Origin of the sequence: Nocardioides okcheonensis, assembly GCF_020991065.1 — a bacterium.
Taxonomy (GTDB): Bacteria; Actinomycetota; Actinomycetes; order Propionibacteriales; family Nocardioidaceae; genus Nocardioides; species Nocardioides okcheonensis.
In genome coordinates this window covers 2,912,000-2,933,434 of the sequence record NZ_CP087710.1, presented here as the reverse complement: position 1 = coordinate 2,933,434, position 21,435 = coordinate 2,912,000, and the positions used below count along the sequence as shown (strand labels likewise).

The following is a 21,435-nucleotide window of genomic DNA, read 5'->3' as shown; positions in this document are numbered from 1 at the left end:
TCGGCCCATGCCGTACCTGATGCGCGTGGAGCTCCCCGACGTCCCCGGGTCGTTGGGTCGCGTCGCGAGCGCGATCGGTGAGGCGGGAGGCGACATCGAGGCCATCGAGATCGTGGAGAAGCGTGACGGCTACGCGGTCGACGACGTGCTCCTCGAGATCCCCACCGGCACCATGCCCGACTCCGTGGTGTCGGCCTGCAGCGTGCTCGACGGCGTGAGCGTGCTGTGGATCAACCGCTACGCCGCCGGCGGCAACCTCTTCCTCGACCTCGAGGTGGTGGAGGCGCTGACCGAGGACCCGGCCTCGGCGCGCGACCGGCTGGTCGACCTGCTGCCGATCGCCTTCCGCGTCGACTGGGCGGCGCGCGTGCGCCCCGGCGCGTCCGGCGCCACCGTCGTGCACGCGACCGACGCGGCGCCGGAGTCGTTCGACCTCCCCCCGGTCACCGCGCCGGTCCGGCTGCCCGGCAGCGACACCTACGTCGAGTGCGCCGCTCCGCTGGGCGGCGACGTGCTGCTGATGGGCCGCCGCGGCGGCCCGGAGTTCCTCGACTCCGAGCTGGCCCGCCTCGAGCACCTGCTCGGCCTCGCGGTCACGATCAGCGGCACCTGACGCTCCGGCCCCCGGCCGCCCCTGGCGAGCAGGCTCCACGCGGCCCGACCGGCTGCTTCAATGGACGCATGGTCTTCTCTGGCGCTCCGGAGATGCGCCGCTCGGACCTGCTCTCCGTGGTCTCGGTGCTCGACGTCGACGAGGTCCTGGAGCGCGCCGCGACGATCGGGGCCGAGCGGACCGGCGCCGGGGCCGTCGTGCTGGCCCTGGTCGACGAGCGGCCCGTCGCCCCTGGAGGCGACGACGTCCTCGACGAGCCGCGGGTCACCGCACGCGGCACGGACCTGCCCCGCGCGCTGGCGCTGCGGGACCGGCTCGGCGACGCCGGGCTGGAGGGCGCGCCGGGCGAGCGGCCCGAGCACGAGGTGGTCCGCCTCCGCGACGCCGCCGGCGACGAGGTGCTGCGGGTGCCCGTGGTCGTCAGCGGCCGGCTCTTCGCCGACCTGCTGCTCCTCGACCCACCGGCGGACGGCTTCGCCGACGACGACGTCGAGAGCATCTCGGTCCTGGGCAAGGTCACCGGCGTCGCGGTCCGCAACGCCCTCAGCTACCACCTCAACGAGAAGCGCCGCGAGGCCGCCGAGCTGGCTGCCGCCGTCGACCAGTCGATGCGTCCGCCCTTCCTGCTCGCGGAGCCGACCAGCCGCATCGCCGACGGCGCGCTGCGGATCTCGGGCGCCCGCGCGGCCGCCGTGGTGGCGGCGTCGTCGGACGGGATGGACGTGCTGGCGACGGCCGGCGACGTCGACGCCGACCTGCCGCACCTGCTGGACGAGGTCGCCGACCGCGTCCGCGCCGCCGAGGCCGACGGGCGCGGCTTCGTGGTCCGTGCGGGAGGCCGCCCGGTCTGGGGCCTGCCGCTGAGCCCCGCCCACGCCCCCGCGGGCGTGGTGGTGCTGGTGCTCGACCCCGCCCGGTCGCACCCGTCCGCGGAGGACCGCGCGCTGCTCTCCTCCTTCGTGCGGCACGGCTCCCTCGTGCTCGACCACGGCGTCCTCCAGCAGGAACGCCAGCACGCGGTGCTCGCCGCCGACCGGGACCGGATCGCCCGCGACCTGCACGACGTGGTCATCCAGCGCCTCTACGCGACCGCCCTCCGGCTGCGCACCGGTGCGCGCGAGGGGCGCGGCGACGACGAGCACGTGAGCGAGGCGATCCGCGAGATCGGCGACTCGATCCGCGAGATCCGGGGCACCATCTTCGAGCTCGAGCGCGGGCGGTCCGCGTCGCTGCGCAGTGACGTCCTCGGCCTCGCGCGCGAGTACGGGCCGGCGCTGGGGTTCGTGCCGGTGGTCCGGACGTGGGGGCCGGTCGACTCCCTCGTGGGCGAGGACCTGGCCGGCCAGGCGACCGTCGTGCTGCGCGAGCTGTTGTCGAACTGCGTGCGGCACGCGGGCGCGGGCCGCTGCGAGGTCGACCTCGCGGTCGAGTCGGGCTGGTTCAGCCTGCAGGTCTGCGACGACGGCCGGGGGATGCCGGACGGGGACGTCGCCACGAGCGGGCTGCGCAACCTGCGCTCCCGGGCCACCGACCTCGGCGGCGAGCTGTTCGTGGAGCCGGCGGAGCCGCGGGGCACCCGGGTGCGGTGGCGGGTCCCCCTCGACCCTCAGGCGGGCTCGGTGGCGTCGCCCGCCGCGAGCGTCGCGTCGTCGTCGGCGGAACCGGCCGCCGGCGAGGCCTGACCCGCCACCGCGGTCGAGGGTGGCTCCGTCCAGAGCCACTCGGCCGCCAGGGCGAGCAGCACCCAGCTGATCGCGGCCACGACGAGGTAGCGGGCGAGCGCGACGTCGACCGGCACCGTCCCCATGGCGGCGCCGGCCAACGTCGGTGAGGTGAGCGCGGCGGCGACGAGGAGCATCGCCCCGGACACGGGCTTCATGCCGTCACCGCGAGACGGTCACCGGTGACGGTGCCGACCGACCGCACCTGGGTGGCGCCGGACAGCTCGGTGTAGGACAGGACGGCGGTGCTGGTGAGGACCGGGGCGACCATCCGCCGCACGGCGGCGCGGATCTGCGGGGCGCACACGACCACGGGTCGCAGGCCGCGCTCCTCGGCGGCGGTGCGGAGGTCGGAGAGCTCGCCGAGCACGCTCTGGCCCACGAGCGGGTCGAGCGCGACGACGGCTCCCTGGTCGCCGGGGCGCACGGCCTCCAGCATCCGTTGCTCGAGCATCGGGTCGAAGCTGATCACGTGCACGGCTCCCTCCAGCAGGTGTGGTGCGACGATGGCCGGTCCCAGGGAGGTGCGTGCCGCCTCCACGAGGGCGTCGGGGTCCTTGGTGACCTGGGCCTTGAGCGACAGCGCCTCGAAGATCCGCACCAGGTCGCGGACGGCGACGCCCTCGACGAGGAGGCCCTGCAGCACGCGCTGGACCTCGCCGAGGCTGAGCTGGGCGGGGGTCAGCTCCTCGACCACCACGGGGTGGCTGCGGCGGACCAGGTCGACGAGCATCTTGACGTCCTCGCGGCCGAGGAGGCGGGCGGCGTGCTGGCCGACCACCTCGGCGAGGTGGGTGGTGATGACCGAGGCGCGGTCGACGACCGTGGCGCCGTTGAGCTCGGCCTGGACGCGCAGCTCGGCGGGGATCCACGACGCCTCCAGCCCGAAGACGGGCTCGCGGGTGGCGCGGCCGGGCATCGACCCGACGTGGTCGCCGATCGCGAGGACGGTGCCGCGCGGCGCCTCGCCGCGGGCGACCTCGATGCCGAAGAGCTTGATGGCGTACGTGCTGGCCGGCAGGTCGATGTTGTCGCGGGTGCGGACCGGCGGCACGATGATGCCGAGCTCGCCGGCGATCTTGCGGCGCAGCGCCTTGACCCGGTCGAGCAGGTCGCCCCCGCTGGCCGCGTCGACGAGGTCGATCACGTCCGGCGACAGCTCGAGGCCGAGCGGGTCGACCTGGATCTCGGCGGCGAGCAGCTCGGGGGTGTCGGCGGGCGCGGTGAGCGCCTGCTCGGCCGCCACCTCCGCCTCGTCCCGCACGACGGGCGTCGCCACCCGGGAGGAGGCCAGCAGCATGATGCCGCCGGCGGTGATGAACGGCAGCTTGGGCAGGCCCGGGATCAGGCAGATGGCGAGCGCCCCGAAGCCGGCGATCTGCAGCGGCATCTTGTTGTTGGTGAGCTGGCGCAGGATGTCGGAGCCCATGTCGGAGTCGCCGGTGTTGCGGGTGACGATGAGGCCGGTGGCCGTGGACAGCAGCAGCGCCGGGATCTGCGAGACCAGGCCGTCGCCGACCGACAGCAGGCTGTAGGTGGTGATGGCGTCGCCGAACGACATGCCCTTCTGGGCCATCCCGACCGCGAAGCCGCCGATCAGGTTGACCATGGTGATCACGATCGCGGCGATCGCGTCGCCCTTGACGAACTTCGACGCTCCGTCCATCGCGCCGTAGAAGTCGGCCTCGGCGTGGACCTCGTGGCGGCGGCGCCGCGCCTCGTCCTCGTCGATCAGGCCGGAGTTGAGGTCGGCGTCGATGGCCATCTGCTTGCCGGGCATCGCGTCGAGCGTGAAGCGGGCGCCCACCTCGGCGACGCGCTCGGCGCCCTTGGTGATGACGACGAACTGGATGATGAGGAGGATCGCGAAGACGATCAGGCCGACGATCAGCGAGCCGCCGACCACGAAGTGGCCGAACGTGTCGATCACCTTGCCGGCGTAGCCGTCGAGCAGCACCAGGCGGGTCGCGCTCACGTTGAGCGCGAGCCGGAAGAGCGTGAGCACCAGCACCACGGCCGGGAAGGCGGAGAACTCGAGGGGGCGGTGCACGAACATCGCGACGAGCAGGACGAGCAGCGCGCTGGTGATGTTGAGCGCGATCAGCAGGTCCAGCACCATCGCGGGCAGCGGCACCACCAGCATCACGACGATGAGCACGATGCCGGCCGGGACGCCCAGCTGGATGAGCCGCTTCGGAACCACGTGGTGCCTTTCGGAGGGTCGCCGGGCAGGAGCCGGTCAGGCGGGCGCCCTCCATGGCACCGGGCGACGCCGTCCTGGCGTCAGGGTCCTCATCGGCCGGCGGCGACGACTCCTGAGGAAATCGCGGCAGGCTCCGTGACGGTGCGACGCCGGCGGCCGGCCACCGGGACGGCGGGGAGGTCGGCCTCGCTGCGCGGGCTGCGGTGCTCGCCGCCGCTCACCCCGGTGGACCGGCGCGAGATGACGAACGCCAGGACCTGCGCCACCGCGGCGTAGAGCTCCGGCGGGATCTCCTGCCCGACGACCGTGGAGCGGTGCAACGCCCGGGCCAGCGGGATGTCGCGCACCAGCGGCACGCCGTGCTCCGCCGCCTGCTCGCGGATCTTCTGCGCGACCACGCCGGCACCCCGCGCGACGACCTTGGGCGCACCGCGCTCGGCGTCGTAGCGCAGCGCGACGGCGACGTGGGTGGGGTTGACCAGCACCACGTCGGCGCTCGGCACGTCAGCCATCATCCGGTTGCGCGCCGCGGCGAGCTGGCGGGAGCGGATGGCGCCCTTGAGCAGCGGGTCGCCCTCGGTCTGCTTGTGCTCCTGCTTGACCTCGTGCTTGCTCATCCGGGTCTGCTTGCCCATCCGGCGTCGCACGATCAGGTAGTCGAAGGCCGCCATGACCAGTCCCGCGACCGCGACGCTCCGCACGAGCGACAGCACCTCGTCGCGGACCACCTCGAGCACGGCCGAGATCGGCACCAGGCCGCCGATGAGCGGCATCAGCGCGGCGATCGCGCCGTACGCCACGACGCCGACGACGGCGCTCTTGATGAGCATCTTGGCGCCCTCCCACAGCGCCTGCGGCCCGAAGGCCCGCTTGAAGCCCTGGATCGGGTTGAGCTTCTTCAGCGACGGCTTGACGCTCTTGGTGGCGAGGAAGAAGCCGCCCTGCGCCAGCGCCGCGCCGACGCCCACCAGCATCACGGCCGACCCGAGGGAGACCAGGGTGACCATGACGTGCCGGGCCCCTCGCCCGAGCAGGACCATCGCGTCGGCGACCTCCACCTGGCCCTGCATGGTGAAGCACTGCTTCATCAGCTCGGCCAGCGCGGTCAGCTCACGACCCAGCAGGGTCGGCAGCACCATGCCCACCAGCAGCAGGGTGGCCCAGCCGCCCAGCTCCTGGGTGCGGGGGACCTGCCCCTCCTTGCGGGACTCCTTGCGCTTGCGGGCTGTGGGTTTCTCGGTCTTCTCGTCGGACACCGCGCATCACCCCCCGCCCAGCAGCGAGGCCTGCGCCTCGTTGGCGAGCTCGACGAGGTGCCGCACGGCCTCGGGGAGCACCGGGAACGACATGCCGAGGAGCAGCAGGGTCAGACCGATCTTCGCCGGGAACATCACGTTGATCGCGTTGAGGTGGGGCGCCACCTTGGTCAGCAGCGCCAGGCCCAGGTCGGCCACGAACAGCACCGCCACCAGCGGCAGCGCGATCTGCACGGCGGTGAGGAAGAACATCCCGACGGCCGTGACCAGCACGTGGGAGGCGCCGTCGAGCTGCGGCGTCTCGCCCAGCGGGAGCAGGGTGAAGGTGCGCAGCAGGCCGCCGAGCACCAGCAGGTGCCCTCCGGTCGCGAAGAGGATCATCACCGCGAGCATCTGGTGGAGCTTGCCGAAGACGGTGTTCATGTTCATCGACAGCGGGTCGAAGCCCTGCGCGAGCTGGAAGCCGCCGAAGGTGTCGATGATGGCGCCGGCGGTCGAGACCGCGGCCAGCAGGACGTACGTCACCAGTCCGAGCGCGGAGCCCACGACCACCTGGGTGAGGGTGGTGACCAGCAGCTCGCCGGTCCCGGTGGGGATCGACCCGCCCTCGACCGAGGGCAGCACCGCGAAGGCGAGTCCGAGCGACAGCACGACCTTCGCCATCGTCGGCACCGACCGCCCGGCGAACGGCGGCACCAGCGCCAGCCACGCGATGATCCGCACCGACGCCAGCAGGTAGGCCAGCAGCGGCTCACCGGCGACGCTCAGGGTGAGGCCCACGGGTCAGCCCAGCAGCGTCGGGACCATGTCGAACAGGTCCCGGGTGAAGTCGACGAGGGTCTGGAGCATCCAGCCGCCGGAGACCAGCAGCGCGACGCCGACGCCGACGAGCTTGGGCACGAAGGCCAGGGTGAACTCCTGGATCTGCGTCATCGACTGGAAGAGCGAGATGGTGAAGCCGATGACCAGCGACGTCACGAGGATCGGCGCCGAGAGCTTCAGCGCGACCAGCATGGTCTGCAGGGCGATGTTGATGACGGTGGTGTCGGTCATGGCTGCTCTTCCTGGCTACTGATAGCTCGAGACGACGGACGTGATGACCAGACCCCAGCCGTCCACGAGGACGAAGAGCAGGAGCTTGAACGGCAGCGACACCATCACCGGCGGCATCATCATCATGCCCAGCGCCATGAGGGCGCCGCTGATCACGATGTCGATGACGAGGAAGGGGATGAAGACGATGAAGCCGATGATGAACGCCTGCTTGAGCTCGCTGAGCACGAACGCCGGCACCAGCGTCGCCATCGAGACCTCGCTGCGGTTCTTCGGCAGGTCGCGGCCCGCGACGTCGGTGAGCAGGCGCAGCTCGTCGTCGCCGGTCTGGTCGAGCATGAAGTCGCGCAGCGGCTCCACGCCGTCGGTGTAGGCCGCCGTCGCCGTCTTGTCGCCGTCGAGGTAGGGCTGCAGGCCGGTGTCGTTCATCTGCGACAGCACCGGCCCCATGATGAACAGCGACAGGAACAGCGCGAGGCCGGCGAGGACCTGGTTGGGCGGGATGCCCTGGAGGCCGAGCGCGTTGCGGGTGAGGCCGAGGACGATCAGCACCTTGGTGAAGCTGGTGCAGGTGAGCAGGATCGCCGGCAGCAGGGACAGCAGCGACAGCGCCACGATCACCGTGACCGGGGTGCTGGGCTTGTCGGTGATGCCCTTGAGGTCGATCGTCACCGAGCTGTCGCCGCCGGGCCCGGCCGGACCGGTGGGCGCGGTCGGGCCCCGGGGACCCTCCGGCGTCATCGGCAGGGTGCCGGGCAGTCCGGTCGTCACACCGGTCGTCCACGCCCGCCGCGACGGGCGCGGCCCGGCGACGTGTCGGCCGCGCCCGGCCGGGGCGACGATCAGCCCGAGGCGACCGCGAGCCCAGCGACGGCGGCGGCGAGCAGGCCCGCGACCGCCCGCACGGTGCGCCGGCGCCCGTTCACGACGCCTTCCCGGTGACGGCGGCGAGGGCCTGGCGCCAGGTCTGCGGTGAGAGGACGGAGCCGGCCAGCGCGCCGGTGCTCGCCGGTGCCCGGCGCGGAGCCGGGGCGGCGCGGTGCGACCCGCGCGCGGGACGCTCGGTGGCGGCGGGACCGGTGACGGCGGACGCGAGGGCGGTGAGGGTCGGGGCGGAGACCGGCGCGGCCTCGGGCGAGGCCGCGAGCGTCGGCATGGTGAGCAGGTCGGCGTCGGAGTCGTCCTCGGCGAGCTCCTCCGGGTCGAGCTCGGTGAGCAGGCTGACCTGCTGGTCGGTGGCGCCGACGACGAGGACGCGGGAGCCGACGGTGATGACGGCGACGGAGGCGCTGCGCGACAGCGGTTGCCGGTGCAGCACCTGCACCGGGGCGCCGGCGCGCGCGCCGTACCGCTTGCCCACCAGCCTGGCGAGCAGCAGCATGAGTCCCACGACCACCGCCAGGGAGGCGATGAGTCGCACCGTCAGCTCGAGCACGTCAGCCTGCTGCGCTCTCGTCGACGATCTCGGTGATCCGGAGGCCGAAGTCCTCGTCGACCACGACGACCTCGCCGCGGGCGATCAGCCGGCCGTTGACCAGCAGGTCGGCCGGGCTGCCGGCGGCGCGGTCCAGCTCGAGCACCTCCCCGGGGGAGAGCGCGAGCAGCTCGCGCACGGTCAGCCGGGCGCGACCGAGCTCGACGGTCACCTCCATGTCGACCCCGTGCAGCATCTCGATGCCGCGGGCCGCGGAGCCGGCGGGAGCGGCGGCGCGGGAGGCGGTCGCGGCGGGCATCTCGGTGGCGCGCATCGCCTCGACGGACGCCACGGCCGCGTCCGACACCAGCAGCGCGCCGGCCGGGACGCCGTCGCCGAGCAGCGGGACGACGGTCGCACCGCCGAGGTCGCCGAGCACCAGGTCCACCGCGACCTCGCGCGGCGGCACCGCAGCGGGCGCCGAGGGCACCGGCCGCGGCCTCGAGCGCGGGCTGGGCGGCGGCGGCGAGGTCGAGCCCGCCGAGCGGGCTGCTGGCCAGGGCCTCGACGAGGTCGGGACCGACGAGCACGGCGATGCGGGCACGCCCGGCAGGTGCAGCTCGGCGATCGCCGCGCCGGTGAGGCCGGCGGTGGCGTCGGTCCCGCCCGGGACGGGCGTGCCGGCGACCAGCGGGGTCGCGGCGGGCAGCACCTCCGCGGCGGCGGCCGCGGCGCTGAGGGCGACGCCGGCGAGGTCGGCGGGCGAGTCGGTGAGGGCGGTCATGAGTTCTCCTTGGTGGTGCCGACGACCAGTGCAGCGAGACGGGCGCCGTGGGTGCCGGCCGTCGCGTGGGCGAAGGTGGCCTCCCCCATCACGACGGACAGGGGCTCGGACGCGCGGTGCGCGAGCCGCACCACGTCGCCGACGGCGAGGTTGCTGAGGGTCCCGGGGTCGAGCCGGGTGGGGGCGAAGCGGACGACCGCGTCGACCGGCACGTCCTGGAAGCGACGGTCCACCAGCTCGGCGGCGCGCGAGCGCTGCATGCGCTCGTGCTCCGAGACGGGCGCCGGCGCCGCGGCGCGGACGAGGTAGGGGTGCAGGGCGGTGAACGGCAGGCACAGCGTCACCCGGTGCGGGCGGTCCTTGACGACCAGCTCGAAGGTCGCGACGCCGACGACGTCGCCGGGAGCGGCCGCCTGCACCAGCTGCGGGTTGTACTCGATGCCGACCAGCGCCGGGTCGGTCTCGACGATGCCGACGATGCTCTGCCCGAGCTCGCTGAGCAGGCGGGTGAGGATGCCGCGGACGACCGCGCTCTCGATCTCGGTGAGCGGGCGCTCGGGCTGCTTCTCGGTCCCGGGGCCGCCGAGCATCATGTCGAGCGCGCCCATGACCGCGGGCAGCGGCAGGTCGAGGAGGGTGAAGCCGGAGAGCGGCTCGGCCCGGAGCTTCACCGCGTAGGTCATCGCGTCGAGGGTGTCGACGTGCTCGCCGTAGGTCGTCTGGGCCACGCCGAGCAGCTGGGCGCTGCACACGGCGCGCAGCGCCGAGGTGAACGCGGTGCCCATCTGGCGCGCGAAGCCGTCGAGGCTCTCCTCCAGGATGCGGGTGTGCTCCCGCGACAGCTGGATCGGACGCCGGAAGTCGTAGGCCGTCGGCTCGGCCGCGCTGCGGGTACGCCGGCGACCCCGGGCACCGGAGTGCGCGGGTCCGCTCGGGGGCTGCGGGCTCGTCACGACCACCCCCATCGGCCCGGTCGAGCCGGACCTGAGGGATTTGCCGGACGAGCGCGGGCTACTGGGTGACGAACTCGGTGAAGTACACCTCCATCACGTCACCGTGGTACGCGTGCTCGAGCTCCTTCTCCAGCTCCTTCTTCAGCTCCTCGCGCTGCTTGTCCTTGATCAGCTCGGCCTGGTCGACCCCGCTGAAGAGCGCGATCGTCGCGTCGAGCGCCTTGCTGCCGTCGGCCTCGTGGGCGTCGGCGGTGAGCTGGAGGGCGACGCCGATGCGCAGGTAGTGGCCGTCGGCGAGGTTGACCTGGATCGGCTCCATCGTCATCACCTCACCCGGCTCGGGCTCCTTGGGCGCGCCGCTGGGCTTGAGGAAGAACCAGTAGCCCGCCGCCGCGGCGACCAGCAGGACGACCACGATGATGATGAGCTTCTTCTTCCCTCCCTTGGCCTCGGCCTCGGCCTCGGCGGGCTTCTCGAGGGTGGCGCTGCTCATGACTCTCCTCCGGTGGTCGAGTGGGTGTCCGCCTCTCCGGCGGCTGCGACGTCGTCCAGGAGCTCACGCGAGGCGGCCGGCAGCGAGGACAGGACGACGATGTCCACGCGCTTGTTGACGTCCTGCGAGCCCGGCTTCGACGGGTCGACGAGCGGCACCTCGTGGCCGAACGCGGACGCGCTCAGCCGCTCGGCCGGGATCCGGCCGGTCTCGTTGAGGTAGCGCAGGACGGTGATCGCCCTGGCCGCGGACAGGTCCCAGTCGGTGGCGAAGTAGCGCGGCTTGACCGGCACCTGGTTGGTGTGGCCGTCGATGCGCAGGTCCTCGGTGGCGCCGCGCAGCACGGGTGCGACCGCGTCGAGCACCCGCTGGCCGCGAGCGCTGAGCTCCGCCCGGTCGGGCTCGAAGACCACGTGCCGCGAGGTCAGGCTCAGCAGCAGCCCGTCGTCGGTGAGCTTGCGGGTCACGTCGCTGCTCAGCCCGGACCTCCTCAGCGCCTCCTCGAGCTCCCGCCCGAGCGAGTCGAGGCGCGCGGCCTCGAGCTGGGCGGCGCTGAGCTCGCGGCTCTGGCGCTTCAGGGCCTGGGCGGCCTGCTCGGCGACCGGCGCGGCGCCCGCGAAGGTCTCGGGCTTCACCGGCGCGACCGCCGAGACACCCGCCTCCTCCATGGTCGACTGCGACCCGGTCATCACCGACGTGGAGTCACCGAACCCGGCGGCGAGGCCGGCCTTGAGCTCGTTGAACTTCTTCTGGTCGACCGAGCTCATCGCGAACATCACGATGAACAGCACCATCAGCAGCGTCACCATGTCGGCGTACGTCACCAGCCAGCGCTCGTGGTTCTCGTGCTCCTCGTGGTCCTCACGGCGCTTGCGCCCACCGCCGCTCACGTCAGGCCGCCTTCTGGTCGGGCTGCTCGCCCGCCGGCAGCAGCGACGACAGCTTCTGGGCGATCACCCGCGGGTTCGCCCCGGCCTGGATGGCCGCGACGCCCTCGATGACGAGCTCCATGCGGGCCGCCTCGAGCTCGGTGAGCCGCTTGAGCCGGTTGCCGAGCGGCAGGAAGATCACGTTGGCCGACATCACGCCCCACAGGGTCGCGATGAAGGCGGCCGCGATGAGGTGGCCGAGCTCCTCGGGCGAGGCGAGGTTCTCCAGGACGTGCACGAGCCCCATGACCGTGCCGATGATGCCGATGGTCGGCGCGTAGGCGCCGGCGTCGGCGAAGAACTTCGCGGAGTGCTTGCCGTGGGCCTTGGTGGCGTAGACCTCGGACTCGAGGATCTCGCGCACCTCCTCGGGGTCGGTGCCGTCGATGGCGAGCGTGACGCCCTTGACGAGGAACGGATCGTCCACCTTCTTCAGGTCGTCCTCGAGGGCCAGCAGGCCCTCGCGGCGCGCCTTCTCGGCCAGCGCGACCACCATCGGCACCACGTCGGCCGCGGGACGCACCTTCGCGGTGAACGCCGTCTTCAACGACCCCACGGCGGCCTTGGCGTCGGACATCGTGCCGCCGGCGATGGTCACCATCAACGTGGTGCCGAAGACCAGGAGCATCGGGGCGACGAGCATGAGGCTCATCGGGTTGCCGCCCTCCATGATCTGGGCGACGAAGATGATGACGAGACCGACGAGGATCCCGATCAGGGTTGCCGGGTCCATCAGGCCTCACCCTCCCGGCCGGCGCGGTCGGAGACGGCGGTGAGGTGGGCCCGCGGCGCGTACGCGTGCGGGTCGACGCCCGCGGCGGGCACGGCCCCGGCGGCGATGATGCTCCCGCGCCAGGCACGCACCTGGTCGACCACCTCGACCAGGCCCTCGGCGACGACGTACTTCTTGCCGTCCACGAGGGTCACCACGGTGTCGGGTGTGCTGTCGAGTCGCTCGATCAGGTCGGCGTTCAGGACGAACGCCGAGCCCGAGAGTCGGGTCAGCAGAATCATGTCAGTGCACCATCCCTGTGCGTCTACGCGAGGCCCGTCCGTGGGCCTCGTCTGTCTCTTCGGCCATCGCCGTCCCCACCTGAGGGAAACGACGAGGTCATGGCGGGCGGCCGCGCGGGCGACCGCCCGCCATGACGTCAGCACGTCAGCGCTTCTGCCGGGATCTCGGGGGTGTCTCCTCTGTTCGGATAGAACGAGGGTGTCTCTGCCCGGCTCTCGGGCGGAAGCCTCGTCTCACCCGCGAACCTGTCTCTCCTATCGGCTGCCGAGCAACCACCTTGAGCCCAGAACTGGTCGGCGGGTTGGCACCTAGCGGCGCTGGCGCTTGGCCCGGTGGGCGGCCGCTTCCAGCCGCCTCTTGATGTCCGGGGTGTCCTCGACGTACAGCAGTGGCATGCCCATCGAGAGGACCGAGAACGCATAGCCTGGTCCGTCCTCGTCTGGCGGCGGGGAGAGCAGCGTCGAGATGGTGTCGCGGCTCAGTGGCTTGAGGCGGTGCTTGCCGGTCTGCTCGGTGTAACGCATCCGAGCGACGGTCCAGAGGTTCTCGATCTGGTCGATGACGAGGTGGGTGAGCGCGAGTCGACGATCGGCCGGTATCCAGTGGGTCGTCTGCTGCCACTGCTTGCGTCCCGCCTTGTCATTGGCGACGGCTTCGAGGAGCGTGATCGAGGGACCGTTGCTGGCCAAGAACGGGTTACCTGGGTCCTCTTGGGACTGCATCTGCATGGCCGCGTTGCCGGGGACGGCGCTGAGGCCGTGCTTGGCGGAGTTGTAGAGGCTTGCCTCGCGGTCGTGGCGGTCGCAACACTCTCCGATCAGGATCGTGAGGCCCTTCATCGCTGACGCCCATGCATCGTCGCTGGTGTCCGGAGGCGGCGTGTTGCGGTCTCGTCGGTAGTAGAAGACCTTGGCGAGGTTGTCCTGGGTGCCCGGTTCGAGAAGCCGTTTGCGGAGGTCACGCAGGCGGTTGGGGTAGGCGCCCGCCTGTTTGAGTCGGGCCACCTCTAGCCATGGGCACAGAGCGTCGTTCTCCAATGCGATGAGGAGGCGGAGCATCGTCTCGGCCGCGTGATGGAACAGGACGATCGCTTCGAGGGCGGCAAACAGGGTCCGGTCCTCGTCGGTCACCTCGTCGCCGCCCATGTTGCCGCGGCTCTCCAGTTCGCCCACCTTGAGGCCTGCGTCCAAGGCCGCTTGGACGTGCTCGCCGCCATGTGCGACGAGCATGGCCCCTTGTAGGCGGTGACGAAGGAAGACGTGTGGGGCGTGCTGGCCGGTGAAGAACTGGCGGTTGAGGTCGTCGTACTGCTCGACGGCCAGCCCGATGTCTTCGATGCGCTCTCCCCCCATGTGACAGAAGGTATGCGAACGGACGCGTAGATGCCGTCGAACGCGCACGCGGGCCTCGGCGGGGGCAAGCGCGAGTACCGTGGCGAAGTGGAGATCGACGACCGGACCAACCGACGGACCGCGCTGGCTGCACTGGTCGCGGAACTCGACGAGAAGTTCGGGAGGCCGGACCCCACCGAGGTGGAGCGCTTCGCACGGCGGTTCCTTCTTCTCCGCCGACAGGACGACCCGTCCTGACCAAAGACCACACCTCAGCCGCCGAAGAGACCCGCAGCCCGCCAAACAGACGGGTGGCCCGAGCCGCTGTTCACCCGGCTCGGGCCACCCTGGTCGGCTCGGTGAACCTGCAACCGCTCACCGAACCCGCACGCTGCCGCGAGAGCCCTAGCACCGGCCCTCGCGACCTCTGCCGAGCAGCCGGTCTGCCTGACACAACGGACCGGAACACCCGACGTCGACATTACGAGGACTGCTCGCGTCTGGGAAGGCACCGCAAGCGCCCTCATCGCGGCAGATCCGGGCGAGCGTAGCCGCCCTCAACGCGGCAGATCCGGGCGAGCGTAGCCGCCCTCAACGCGGCAGATCCGGGCGAGCGTAGCCGCCCTCAACGCGGCAGATCCGGGCGAGCGTAGCCGCCTCAACGCGGCAGATCCGGACGTCAGGAGTGCCCGAGCGCAGCAACTCGCAGTTGTCCCGTGAGGGTCCAGTACACGTCAAGGTCGGTGACGTCGAGGTTCTCGACTCCGTCGACCCCGCCCAGGAACAGCGGCACGTTGTAGCCCACGCATTGGTCGAACCGGATGGCCGCTGGATGTGCCTCCAGCCACTGATCGAAGAAGGTGGCCGCGAGCGCAGCGTCGGCGTACTCAGTGAGTTCGGAGTCATGGAACTGGGAGAACGCCGTCGGAATCTCCAGCGCCTCGCCCGCGCCGACGTCGAACAACAGGACTTCCGGGTCGTCGGGCCGCCCTCTCGTCGGGTCCAGTGAGAACTGCCTCCCCAGCCAGTCCATGCCGAAGCATGCGATCCGGCCCTCGAAGTCTGGGTATGCGTCGGCCACGAGGCGATCGGCGGCGGCCGCGCTGTGAGCCGTGTGCAGACGGTAGAGGCCACGTCCCAAAGTTGCTCCGGCGACGTGCCCCAACGCAGCACGCACCCCCGCGGGAGGCGTCCCAGAGTCGGCGGGGCCGGACACGCGCGACTGCGGAATAGAGGTCAGGAGGCGCTCGAACACCGTCACAACCTAGATCGTTCGGCGGTCATCATCCGGCAGCACGGTCCATCCGGATCTCGGCAGATCCGCGCGGATCGCGGCTACTAGGGGTGGCAGATCCGGGCGTTACGGTCGACGCTCCTTCAAGGCGAGAACCCTGACGACGGGCTAGATCCAGCCGAGGGCTGCAAAGGTGCTCCTGGCGAAGTCGCCGATGATGGGCTGGTCGAGTTCGCCGCGTGCGAACCAGCGCACTTGGTCGACCTCGTGCCCGTCGGGTGTCACGGTCGCATCGGGAGCCAGGCGCGCGCTGTAGATGATGCTGACGTAGGCGCACTGGTCGCCGTTGGGGTAGGTGAGGCGGAACTGGGGGCCGCCTATGGCACCGACGAGGCCAGTGAGTTCGACCTCGGCACCGATTTCCTCCCGAGCCTCGCGACGCGCTGCGTCCTCGGGTGCCTCGTCCTCGTCTACCGCGCCACCGATGGTGCCGTAGGACCCGAAGTCAGTCTGGCGGACTAACAGGACGCGATCGTCGTCGTCGATGGGCAGGACCGCTACGGAGGGAAGCAAGAGCAAGTCGTTCCCCACCTTGGCGCGTAGGCGGGCTATGTGGGGCGCAGCAGGCATGACTTCACCCTAGATGCCTGCAAAGCAGGCGACGGGACGCACCCGCCGCGATGACGCGGATCACGAGCAACCGCATCTCGGCAGATCCGGACGTACGACACGTCCGTGGCATGCATCATCCGACAGGCTGGAACGGCAACACGCGTGCTTCTTCGAGCCCCTGGTCGCCCTCGACGGCCCGCAGGCGCTCGTGTGCTGCGAGTGCGTAGCGGCGGAGGTGTTCGTGGCGCTCGGTGAGGGCGGCGTGCTCGGCCCGCAGGGCAGCAAGGGAGGCGTCGCGCTGCTGGAGGTCGTCGCGGAGTCGGGCGGCCGCTGCGGGGTCGACGATGTCGTCGGCCATCTCGGCGACGAGGTGCGGCACGTGCTCGCAGAGGGCGTCCAGAAGGTCGCCGTAGTGGGTCTGTGAACTGCCGTAGGAGTAGCCGCCGACCTTTGACATGCCCAGCCGGGTGGGGGCCCCGCCGCGGGCGCTCATCAGGACGGCGGCGATGAGGGCTCGGGTGGGGACAGCGACCTGCTCCTCGCGCAGGGCGTCGGCGAGGGCTTGGGCCAGTTCGCGGCTGCTGGTCATGGGGTGGGCTCCTCTTGGGCGGCGCGGGAGATGGGGAACGGGAGGTCGCTGAGGACGAGGCTGCGGACGGCGGCGTCGTCGAGGTCGGCGAACTCGGCTTCGAGGTCGGGGGCGTCCTCGTCGATCTTGCTTCGGGCGCGTTGGAAGACGCCGTCGCGTCGCGCCCAGCCGCGTCGTCGTAGTTCGAGTCGGGCGCGCTGGGCGCGGGTCATGGCCGAGTTCTTGCACTTGAAGGGGCGGCACAGGAGCCAGTCGGCTTCGTCCTCGCTGCCGCACAAGCCGCCGGGGCCCTGGACGCAGACCGTGAGTTCGCCGACGAAGACGTGCTGTGTCTTGCGGGCGAGGGCGTTCAACTGGCGTTGGGTGACGGCGCCCGTGGCGAGGTCGAGTGCGTTGGTCTCGTCGAGGAGGGTGCGGAGCCGCTCGCTGCCGCCTCCTGCGACTTCGGTGGGGTCGGCGTCGACGGTGGCTGCGATGTCGAGGAGTGCTTCGGTGCGTGCGGCTTCGACGGCCTCGTCGATCGCGTCGGGGTCGGCGAGATACACCGATCGAGGTAGGTGGCCGAGGTAGCCCTCCGCAACGGTGCGGTTCGACCAGTGAGCCTGCGCGGCCGCGAGCGCGTCGCCCCACGTCTGGCTCGCGTAAGACTGGATGCCAGTAATCCTGAGTGTGCGGTGACTCAGCCACCGCGGTAGGTCAGGGAGCGGAGGTACGAGGCCCCGCCCAGCCAGATGCTCCCCAGCGGTTTGGAACCACCTGAGCCACGACAGTTTGAGGGTGAGGGTGTCGGACTCCTTCTCGTCACCGCGCGCCCGTCCAAGGTCGGGGTGGAGGAGGACCTCACGGCCGGTCCGTGGGTGGAACTTGGGTTCGAGTCTCAGAGCCGCCTTCAGACGGTGCAGCACCTTGACGGCACGCACCACGTCATCGGAGATGACCCACGTGGCGGGGATGGGAGTGTCGCGGTTCTTCACAAGGAAGCCAGACATACGGGCGACCGGCACCTCGGCGTCTCCCCGGTCGTAGGTGCCGAACCGCAGGCAGTCGTGGGGAAGGGCGGCCAACTCCCGGTCGCGGACCGTTGTCAGCATGGTGATCGTTAGAGCGCAGGCGTATGCGAGAGCCGGGGTCCAGAAGTCCAGACCGAGGCGGTACTTGCTGGGCGGGAGTGAGTCCACCCACGGCACCAGCGCGCCCGACGCGTCAGGTACTTCGGTGATGCCGAGGTCGAAGCCGTCCTCGTGGGCAGAGACGGGCCGCTCCTGTCGCAGCCGGTTGAACTCCTTGCCTGAGCGTCCCACCGGGTTGCGCATGACCTTGTTCGAGCATCCGGCCAGCCGCACGAACACCCCCCACGAGGTCGTGAGTTGGCCCGTCTTGAGGTCGGGCGCGGCGGGCATTGGACGACCGCCTTGTTCGAAGTTCCGCAACACGTGAAGGACGTGCTCGTCCTGCTCGTCGCGACTGAGGGCCGACCGATCTGGCACGTCAGCGAGCGCCTCCAGTCGACTCAGCACGTCCTCCGCGCAGTGATCGATCATCCACAGCGCCAGCCCGAGCACGGGGCCGCACAGTTCGGCGTTGGGCCTCGTGGCGTTCAGGATCCGCTCGGGAACCTTGAAGAGTTGCTCGACTGTGCGGCCGTTGAACGGAGTGCCGCCCCATAGGTCCTGGTCAAGTCCAAGGACCGTTCGGTAGGACCAGAGCGAAATGAGGGGTCGGGCGTACCCAGCGAGGGTCCCGGCTGCCGCGTTTGGGAAGGACCGTCTCATCGTCGCGGCGAACTCGTTCCACTCGGCCACACCCAGTCGTTGGTGCCCGAGGCGGTCGAGCGCGGTCAGGCTAACGGCCAACGCGTAGATATATGCCGTCGCGCTCGGGACGGTGAGAGACCGCTCGTGTGCGGCAACTTCAGCCATCGCGACGTCCACGTGCAGGCCGGAGTCACCACTGCGCGCGAGGTCAGGGTTGAGCCGCATAAGTACCCAGTCTTTGACCGCCGGACGCCAGCGAGCGGGCACGGGGGTGAAGTCGAGGGAGGTGACGGTCTGGTTGACGAACGGGTACCCCTGGAAGTCCCAGCGGTCGTCCCCGTAACGGATGAGCGCGTCAATGCTGTGACCGTCGGCGAGTAGGTCGCGGACGTCGACGTGGTCGCCGAGGGTGTTGGTCGCTCCTTGGACGGCGAGCGGTCGCACCTGCGGGATGAGGGCTTGTTCAGTCACGACGGCGGCCTTCCAAGTAGACGCAGGCGATGAGGACGCGGGCGTTGTCCACGTCGTCACGACTGGCGGCAGCCACGACTGGCTGAGGGAATTGGTCGAGGGCCTTACGGGCCAGCGTGTTAAGGACTGGGGCTTCGCCTAAGAGCCACTCGTTGGGCTCGTGTTTGCGGATGCCGTCGGTGAACTCGACGGCAGCGACAAGACCGGGGATGACCTCGGGGGTGCGGTACCCGTTGGGGCACACGAAGCAGGCGACCGGCCCCAGTCCGCAAGGCTTCTCGTTGTCGGTCGGGGACTGCCCGTTGCTGGCGCACATGGCGACACCCACGTCCATCACCGTCGGCGCGGCCACCAGGTCATCGGCTGCCTCCTGGTCGTCTGACCGGGTGGGGATCATCTGGGTCCGCCAGTAATCCGTAACGCTGTTCTGGGTGTCGACCAATCCGGGGATGAGAATGACGTCCGGCAGGGCGTCTGCGAGGTAGAGCCGAGCGGTGCGACGGCTGTGCCCCACCACAACCCGTGCGTGCTTCTTGCCGCGGAGGAGCGCCGCCTTGCGCAGGCGGGGGAACGACAGGGTGGTGGGTCGCGGGACGGTTGGGTCGGGCCAGTCTGAAGCGGTGCTGCGCCACCATCGGTTGACCTGGGGGCTGGTCGTGACCTTGGTGGCTCCGGTGGCTACGAAGAGGAGGCGGGCGAAGTCGGACCCGTCGTCCCGGTAGTGCCGCTCGATCCGGGTGGCAGCGGTGACGAACTCTAGGAGCCCCGCATATGAGAACAGGCCTCCCCTCGGGGCCGGGGTATGGAGTATCTGCCGGTTCCGGGCTTTCACGCTCGTGACGAACGCCGTGTCACCGGCTGCGTCCACGGAGTCGCTTGTGTGTGAGTGGATGACGGCGAGGTTCGGCCCCTTGTCGTCGAGCAAACTCAACAACACCATCGCGGCGGCGAGTTCTTGGTGACTCACGACGAAGGCTTCGGGGCACGAGGGTGCCTCGCCGCAGAGGTCCTCCGCTGGCAAGCGCATCCAGTCCCGTGGCAGATCTCCGAGCGCGCCGCGAACCGCTTCCCGGTGCCGCACAAACCAACGTCCGACATGGACCCTCGCGACCCGCTCTATCGCGTCTGCGACGGCTGGCGAGTAGCCCTCCAAGGTGTGTTCCTGGACTGGGAGGGCGCGGCCGAGGAGCACGCTTCGATGCGCATGTGCGTCCTCCCGGACCGTAAGCAATGCGTCGGCCAGGAAGGTGCGGAACCGCCGCTGTTGGCCGGGGTCGACGCCGACGGATCGGACTCCATCCCAAGCGATCGAAGGCGTAAGGGCAGGGTCTGACAGGTCCGCAATGTCGTGCTCATTCGTGAGCCACGACAGGAAGCGACGAGACGAGTAGTGCTGGGCCGCTAGCGTCTCCCCGGAGGTCCAGGTCCCGCCCCTGACATGCGTCTGGTCCGCAAGGGCGGCGGTGAGTTGCTGTCCGGCGACTCCCTCCATCGGCGGGAGTCGCCGAACCTTGCTCGCGCCCCTAGTCCGCACAAGGACGGCGCCGTCACTCGGCAAGTCGATGTCCGTGATGAAGTGGACGTGGACCCCGGCGTCATCGGCGGTCTTACGCCGCGGAACGGAGCGATCGCTACGGCTAGGCATCAGGACCGCCCGAGGAAGTCGGCGAGCGTGTACCGCGTGAGCATGAGGCCGACCTGCTGGATGTAGAGCGCCGTCGTTCCTTCGTCGAGGTGCCCTAGCCCGACGCACGCCATCTGGATGGCGTTGTTGACGTCTACACGGTGGGGCTGGCCATGCATGTCTCGGGCACCGCTGGTGGGGACACCGAGCATGAAGGCCGCGGCGAGGTGGGTGGCGTAGGTGTGGCGGAGGTCGTGGGTGTGGACGTGCGGGAATGAGGACTCGTTCGCGTCAGCGTTGGCTTCAGCGATGAGGGAGATGTCGCCAGTGAGTTCCTGGAGGGTGTCCAACGACAAGGGCTTGCCGGTGTAGGCGTTGAGGAACAACAGAGCGGGGTGGCCATCGGGTGTGACGAGCCGACGACGCTCTTCGGGCTTGAGATCGTTGAAGGCGTACCGGCGTCCCCGGTCGTCGGTGATGCCCCAGAACCCGCCGGACTTCGTGTGTACCTCGGCGACCTGGATGGGGTCCTTCGGTCGCCAGTCCTTCAGTAACAAGCGACGAGAGCCGCTGGTGGGGTGTGCGTAGGACCAGACGTGCTGGAGGTGATTGCGAAAGGCGGGCAGGCGGACTTCGCGGCGGCCCTTGATGATGGCTCCTGGCAGGCGCATCTCGATCAAGTCGCCCGGCTGCGAGGGGTCTGGCAACTCCCAGACGGTGAGGTGGGCGAGCGCGTTGAGCCGAGCACCGCAGGCCAGTCCAAGGCCGATGAAGGCTGCGTCCCGCCCGGCGGTCAGGGTGTCACCGAGTGTGCCGTCGGGGCTCATGCGCCACGCGGCCGCGAGCAGATCAGGGATCTGCGACGGGGTGAGAGGTGTGCCTGATGCGGCCGAGGAGGGGACGCCTCGTCCTTCGCGCATCGACTCAACCGGACCGCGAGGCGTCTGGACGATGGTGAGGGTGAACGGAACTGCGACGCCATGGGTCTCACGGAGCCAGGTGTGGAACTGCTTGATCGCGGTCCTATCGCGCTTCCATGTGTTGCCTGACACGCGCGTGTCGGGATCGACAGTGCGCACTCTCACATACTCGATGAGGTGGTCACGGGTGGCGCCGCGCAGGTTCGAGTTGTGACGCAGGAGGTGAGCGACCCACACGGAGAGGCTGTCGCCGTATGACTGTGCGGTCTCCGTGCCGTCGGTACGGCTGTGAGTCTCAGCGAGCCAACGTGTGGCGTCGGGCTCGATCCGTCCGTCGACGAACATGACCGGCGAGAGCACCGGTCGGAGGTCGAGCGGCTGGACGCCGAGGTCGTCTTGGATGACCTCGGCGTCCCATGCGCCGCCTTGAATTACTTGCACGCGAATCACGCGCTTCCCCTGCCTC

23 protein-coding genes are annotated in these 21,435 nt (G+C 70.5%); 3 read left to right on the top strand and 20 right to left on the bottom strand.

Features of this window, described 5'->3' with window-relative positions; translation table 11 throughout:
- The first annotated feature begins 7 nt into the window (after positions 1–7).
- Entirely contained in the window at positions 8–613 is a 606-nt protein-coding gene (locus LN652_RS14290; protein ID WP_230441285.1) for an ACT domain-containing protein, read from the top strand.
- A gap of 68 nt (positions 614–681) precedes the next feature.
- Positions 682–2,295 carry a sensor histidine kinase gene (locus LN652_RS14285; RefSeq protein WP_230441284.1) on the top strand — a complete coding sequence of 538 codons (1,614 nt, stop codon included), beginning with the start codon at positions 682–684 and terminating at the stop codon, positions 2,293–2,295.
- Here the strand turns inward: LN652_RS14285 and LN652_RS14280 are convergent.
- The 14 genes from LN652_RS14280 to LN652_RS14215 form a co-directional block, all read right to left on the bottom strand.
- Positions 2,220–2,492 (bottom strand): hypothetical protein, encoded by a 273-nt coding sequence (locus LN652_RS14280; protein WP_230441283.1) that lies wholly within the window; start codon positions 2,490–2,492, stop codon positions 2,220–2,222. The genes LN652_RS14285 and LN652_RS14280 overlap by 76 nt on opposite strands.
- On the bottom strand, positions 2,489–4,537 hold the full coding sequence (gene flhA, locus LN652_RS14275; RefSeq protein ID WP_230441282.1) for a flagellar biosynthesis protein FlhA: 2,049 nt from the start codon (positions 4,535–4,537) through the stop codon (positions 2,489–2,491). Before flhA ends, LN652_RS14280 begins: the two co-directional genes overlap by 4 nt.
- An 89-nt stretch (positions 4,538–4,626) precedes the next feature.
- Complete coding sequence (locus LN652_RS14270; RefSeq protein ID WP_230441281.1) at positions 4,627–5,793, bottom strand: EscU/YscU/HrcU family type III secretion system export apparatus switch protein; 1,167 nt, start codon at positions 5,791–5,793, stop codon at positions 4,627–4,629.
- 6 nt (positions 5,794–5,799) lie between these two features.
- Positions 5,800–6,573 carry a flagellar biosynthetic protein FliR gene (locus LN652_RS14265; protein ID WP_230441280.1) on the bottom strand — a complete coding sequence of 258 codons (774 nt, stop codon included), beginning with the start codon at positions 6,571–6,573 and terminating at the stop codon, positions 5,800–5,802.
- 3 nt (positions 6,574–6,576) lie between these two features.
- Complete coding sequence (gene fliQ, locus LN652_RS14260) at positions 6,577–6,846, bottom strand: flagellar biosynthesis protein FliQ (protein WP_230441279.1); 270 nt, start codon at positions 6,844–6,846, stop codon at positions 6,577–6,579.
- Positions 6,847–6,861: 15 nt separating this feature from the next.
- On the bottom strand, positions 6,862–7,617 hold the full coding sequence (gene fliP, locus LN652_RS14255) for a flagellar type III secretion system pore protein FliP (RefSeq protein ID WP_230441278.1): 756 nt from the start codon (positions 7,615–7,617) through the stop codon (positions 6,862–6,864).
- Between the two features lie 151 nt (positions 7,618–7,768).
- On the bottom strand, positions 7,769–8,281 hold the full coding sequence (locus LN652_RS14250; RefSeq protein ID WP_230441277.1) for a FliO/MopB family protein: 513 nt from the start codon (positions 8,279–8,281) through the stop codon (positions 7,769–7,771).
- 1 nt (position 8,282) lies between these two features.
- Entirely contained in the window at positions 8,283–9,044 is a 762-nt protein-coding gene (gene fliN / locus LN652_RS14245) for a flagellar motor switch protein FliN (protein ID WP_230441276.1), read from the bottom strand.
- Positions 9,041–9,997 (bottom strand): flagellar motor switch protein FliM, encoded by a 957-nt coding sequence (locus tag LN652_RS14240; RefSeq protein WP_230441275.1) that lies wholly within the window; start codon positions 9,995–9,997, stop codon positions 9,041–9,043. The genes fliN and LN652_RS14240 overlap by 4 nt, the downstream gene beginning before the upstream one ends.
- A 58-nt stretch (positions 9,998–10,055) precedes the next feature.
- Positions 10,056–10,490 (bottom strand): flagellar basal body-associated FliL family protein, encoded by a 435-nt coding sequence (locus LN652_RS14235; protein WP_230441274.1) that lies wholly within the window; start codon positions 10,488–10,490, stop codon positions 10,056–10,058.
- Complete coding sequence (locus tag LN652_RS14230) at positions 10,487–11,380, bottom strand: OmpA/MotB family protein (RefSeq protein WP_230441273.1); 894 nt, start codon at positions 11,378–11,380, stop codon at positions 10,487–10,489. Before LN652_RS14230 ends, LN652_RS14235 begins: the two co-directional genes overlap by 4 nt.
- 1 nt (position 11,381) lies before the next feature.
- Positions 11,382–12,152 carry a motility protein A gene (locus LN652_RS14225; RefSeq protein ID WP_230441272.1) on the bottom strand — a complete coding sequence of 257 codons (771 nt, stop codon included), beginning with the start codon at positions 12,150–12,152 and terminating at the stop codon, positions 11,382–11,384.
- Positions 12,152–12,433 (bottom strand): flagellar FlbD family protein, encoded by a 282-nt coding sequence (locus tag LN652_RS14220; protein WP_230441271.1) that lies wholly within the window; start codon positions 12,431–12,433, stop codon positions 12,152–12,154. The genes LN652_RS14225 and LN652_RS14220 overlap by 1 nt, the downstream gene beginning before the upstream one ends.
- A 309-nt stretch (positions 12,434–12,742) precedes the next feature.
- Entirely contained in the window at positions 12,743–13,786 is a 1,044-nt protein-coding gene (locus LN652_RS14215) for a hypothetical protein (protein ID WP_230441270.1), read from the bottom strand.
- A gap of 87 nt (positions 13,787–13,873) precedes the next feature.
- Here LN652_RS14215 and LN652_RS14210 point away from each other — a divergent pair, with 87 nt between their 5' ends.
- Complete coding sequence (locus tag LN652_RS14210; RefSeq protein ID WP_230441269.1) at positions 13,874–14,023, top strand: hypothetical protein; 150 nt, start codon at positions 13,874–13,876, stop codon at positions 14,021–14,023.
- A gap of 421 nt (positions 14,024–14,444) precedes the next feature.
- Here LN652_RS14210 and LN652_RS14205 read toward each other — a convergent pair whose 3' ends face one another.
- The 6 genes from LN652_RS14205 to LN652_RS14180 form a co-directional block, all read right to left on the bottom strand.
- A complete protein-coding gene (locus LN652_RS14205; protein WP_230441268.1) occupies positions 14,445–15,020 on the bottom strand; it encodes a T6SS immunity protein Tdi1 domain-containing protein in 576 nt (191 codons plus the stop codon).
- Between the two features lie 147 nt (positions 15,021–15,167).
- The gene (locus LN652_RS14200; protein WP_230441267.1) at positions 15,168–15,629 is read right to left on the bottom strand and encodes an NUDIX domain-containing protein; all 462 of its coding nucleotides are present in this window, start codon (positions 15,627–15,629) and stop codon (positions 15,168–15,170) included.
- A gap of 115 nt (positions 15,630–15,744) precedes the next feature.
- On the bottom strand, positions 15,745–16,200 hold the full coding sequence (locus LN652_RS14195; protein WP_230441266.1) for a hypothetical protein: 456 nt from the start codon (positions 16,198–16,200) through the stop codon (positions 15,745–15,747).
- On the bottom strand, positions 16,197–18,425 hold the full coding sequence (locus tag LN652_RS14190; RefSeq protein ID WP_230441265.1) for a hypothetical protein: 2,229 nt from the start codon (positions 18,423–18,425) through the stop codon (positions 16,197–16,199). Before LN652_RS14190 ends, LN652_RS14195 begins: the two co-directional genes overlap by 4 nt.
- Positions 18,418–19,917: a hypothetical protein gene (locus LN652_RS14185; RefSeq protein WP_230441264.1), complete on the bottom strand. Its 1,500-nt coding sequence runs from the start codon at positions 19,915–19,917 to the stop codon at positions 18,418–18,420. Before LN652_RS14185 ends, LN652_RS14190 begins: the two co-directional genes overlap by 8 nt.
- Positions 19,918–20,069: 152 nt before the next feature.
- On the bottom strand, positions 20,070–21,419 hold the full coding sequence (locus LN652_RS14180; RefSeq protein WP_230441263.1) for a site-specific integrase: 1,350 nt from the start codon (positions 21,417–21,419) through the stop codon (positions 20,070–20,072).
- Between the last annotated feature and the right edge of the window lie 16 nt (positions 21,420–21,435).

What these genes read in the sequence shown, in the direction of transcription:
- LN652_RS14185 (WP_230441264.1), bottom strand. Translation starts at nt 19,917, where the DNA reads ATGGAGGGAGTCGCCGGACAGCAACTCACCGCCGCCCTTGCGGACCAG.
- LN652_RS14200 (WP_230441267.1), bottom strand. Translation starts at nt 15,629, where the DNA reads ATGCCTGCTGCGCCCCACATAGCCCGCCTACGCGCCAAGGTGGGGAAC.
- LN652_RS14290 (WP_230441285.1), top strand. Translation starts at nt 8, where the DNA reads ATGCCGTACCTGATGCGCGTGGAGCTCCCCGACGTCCCCGGGTCGTTG.
- LN652_RS14280 (WP_230441283.1), bottom strand. Translation starts at nt 2,492, where the DNA reads ATGAAGCCCGTGTCCGGGGCGATGCTCCTCGTCGCCGCCGCGCTCACC.
- LN652_RS14225 (WP_230441272.1), bottom strand. Translation starts at nt 12,152, where the DNA reads ATGGACCCGGCAACCCTGATCGGGATCCTCGTCGGTCTCGTCATCATC.
- fliN (WP_230441276.1), bottom strand. Translation starts at nt 9,044, where the DNA reads ATGACCGCCCTCACCGACTCGCCCGCCGACCTCGCCGGCGTCGCCCTC.
- LN652_RS14235 (WP_230441274.1), bottom strand. Translation starts at nt 10,490, where the DNA reads ATGAGCAGCGCCACCCTCGAGAAGCCCGCCGAGGCCGAGGCCGAGGCC.
- LN652_RS14285 (WP_230441284.1), top strand. Translation starts at nt 682, where the DNA reads ATGGTCTTCTCTGGCGCTCCGGAGATGCGCCGCTCGGACCTGCTCTCC.
- LN652_RS14195 (WP_230441266.1), bottom strand. Translation starts at nt 16,200, where the DNA reads ATGACCAGCAGCCGCGAACTGGCCCAAGCCCTCGCCGACGCCCTGCGC.
- LN652_RS14220 (WP_230441271.1), bottom strand. Translation starts at nt 12,433, where the DNA reads ATGATTCTGCTGACCCGACTCTCGGGCTCGGCGTTCGTCCTGAACGCC.
- LN652_RS14215 (WP_230441270.1), bottom strand. Translation starts at nt 13,786, where the DNA reads ATGGGGGGAGAGCGCATCGAAGACATCGGGCTGGCCGTCGAGCAGTAC.
- fliQ (WP_230441279.1), bottom strand. Translation starts at nt 6,846, where the DNA reads ATGACCGACACCACCGTCATCAACATCGCCCTGCAGACCATGCTGGTC.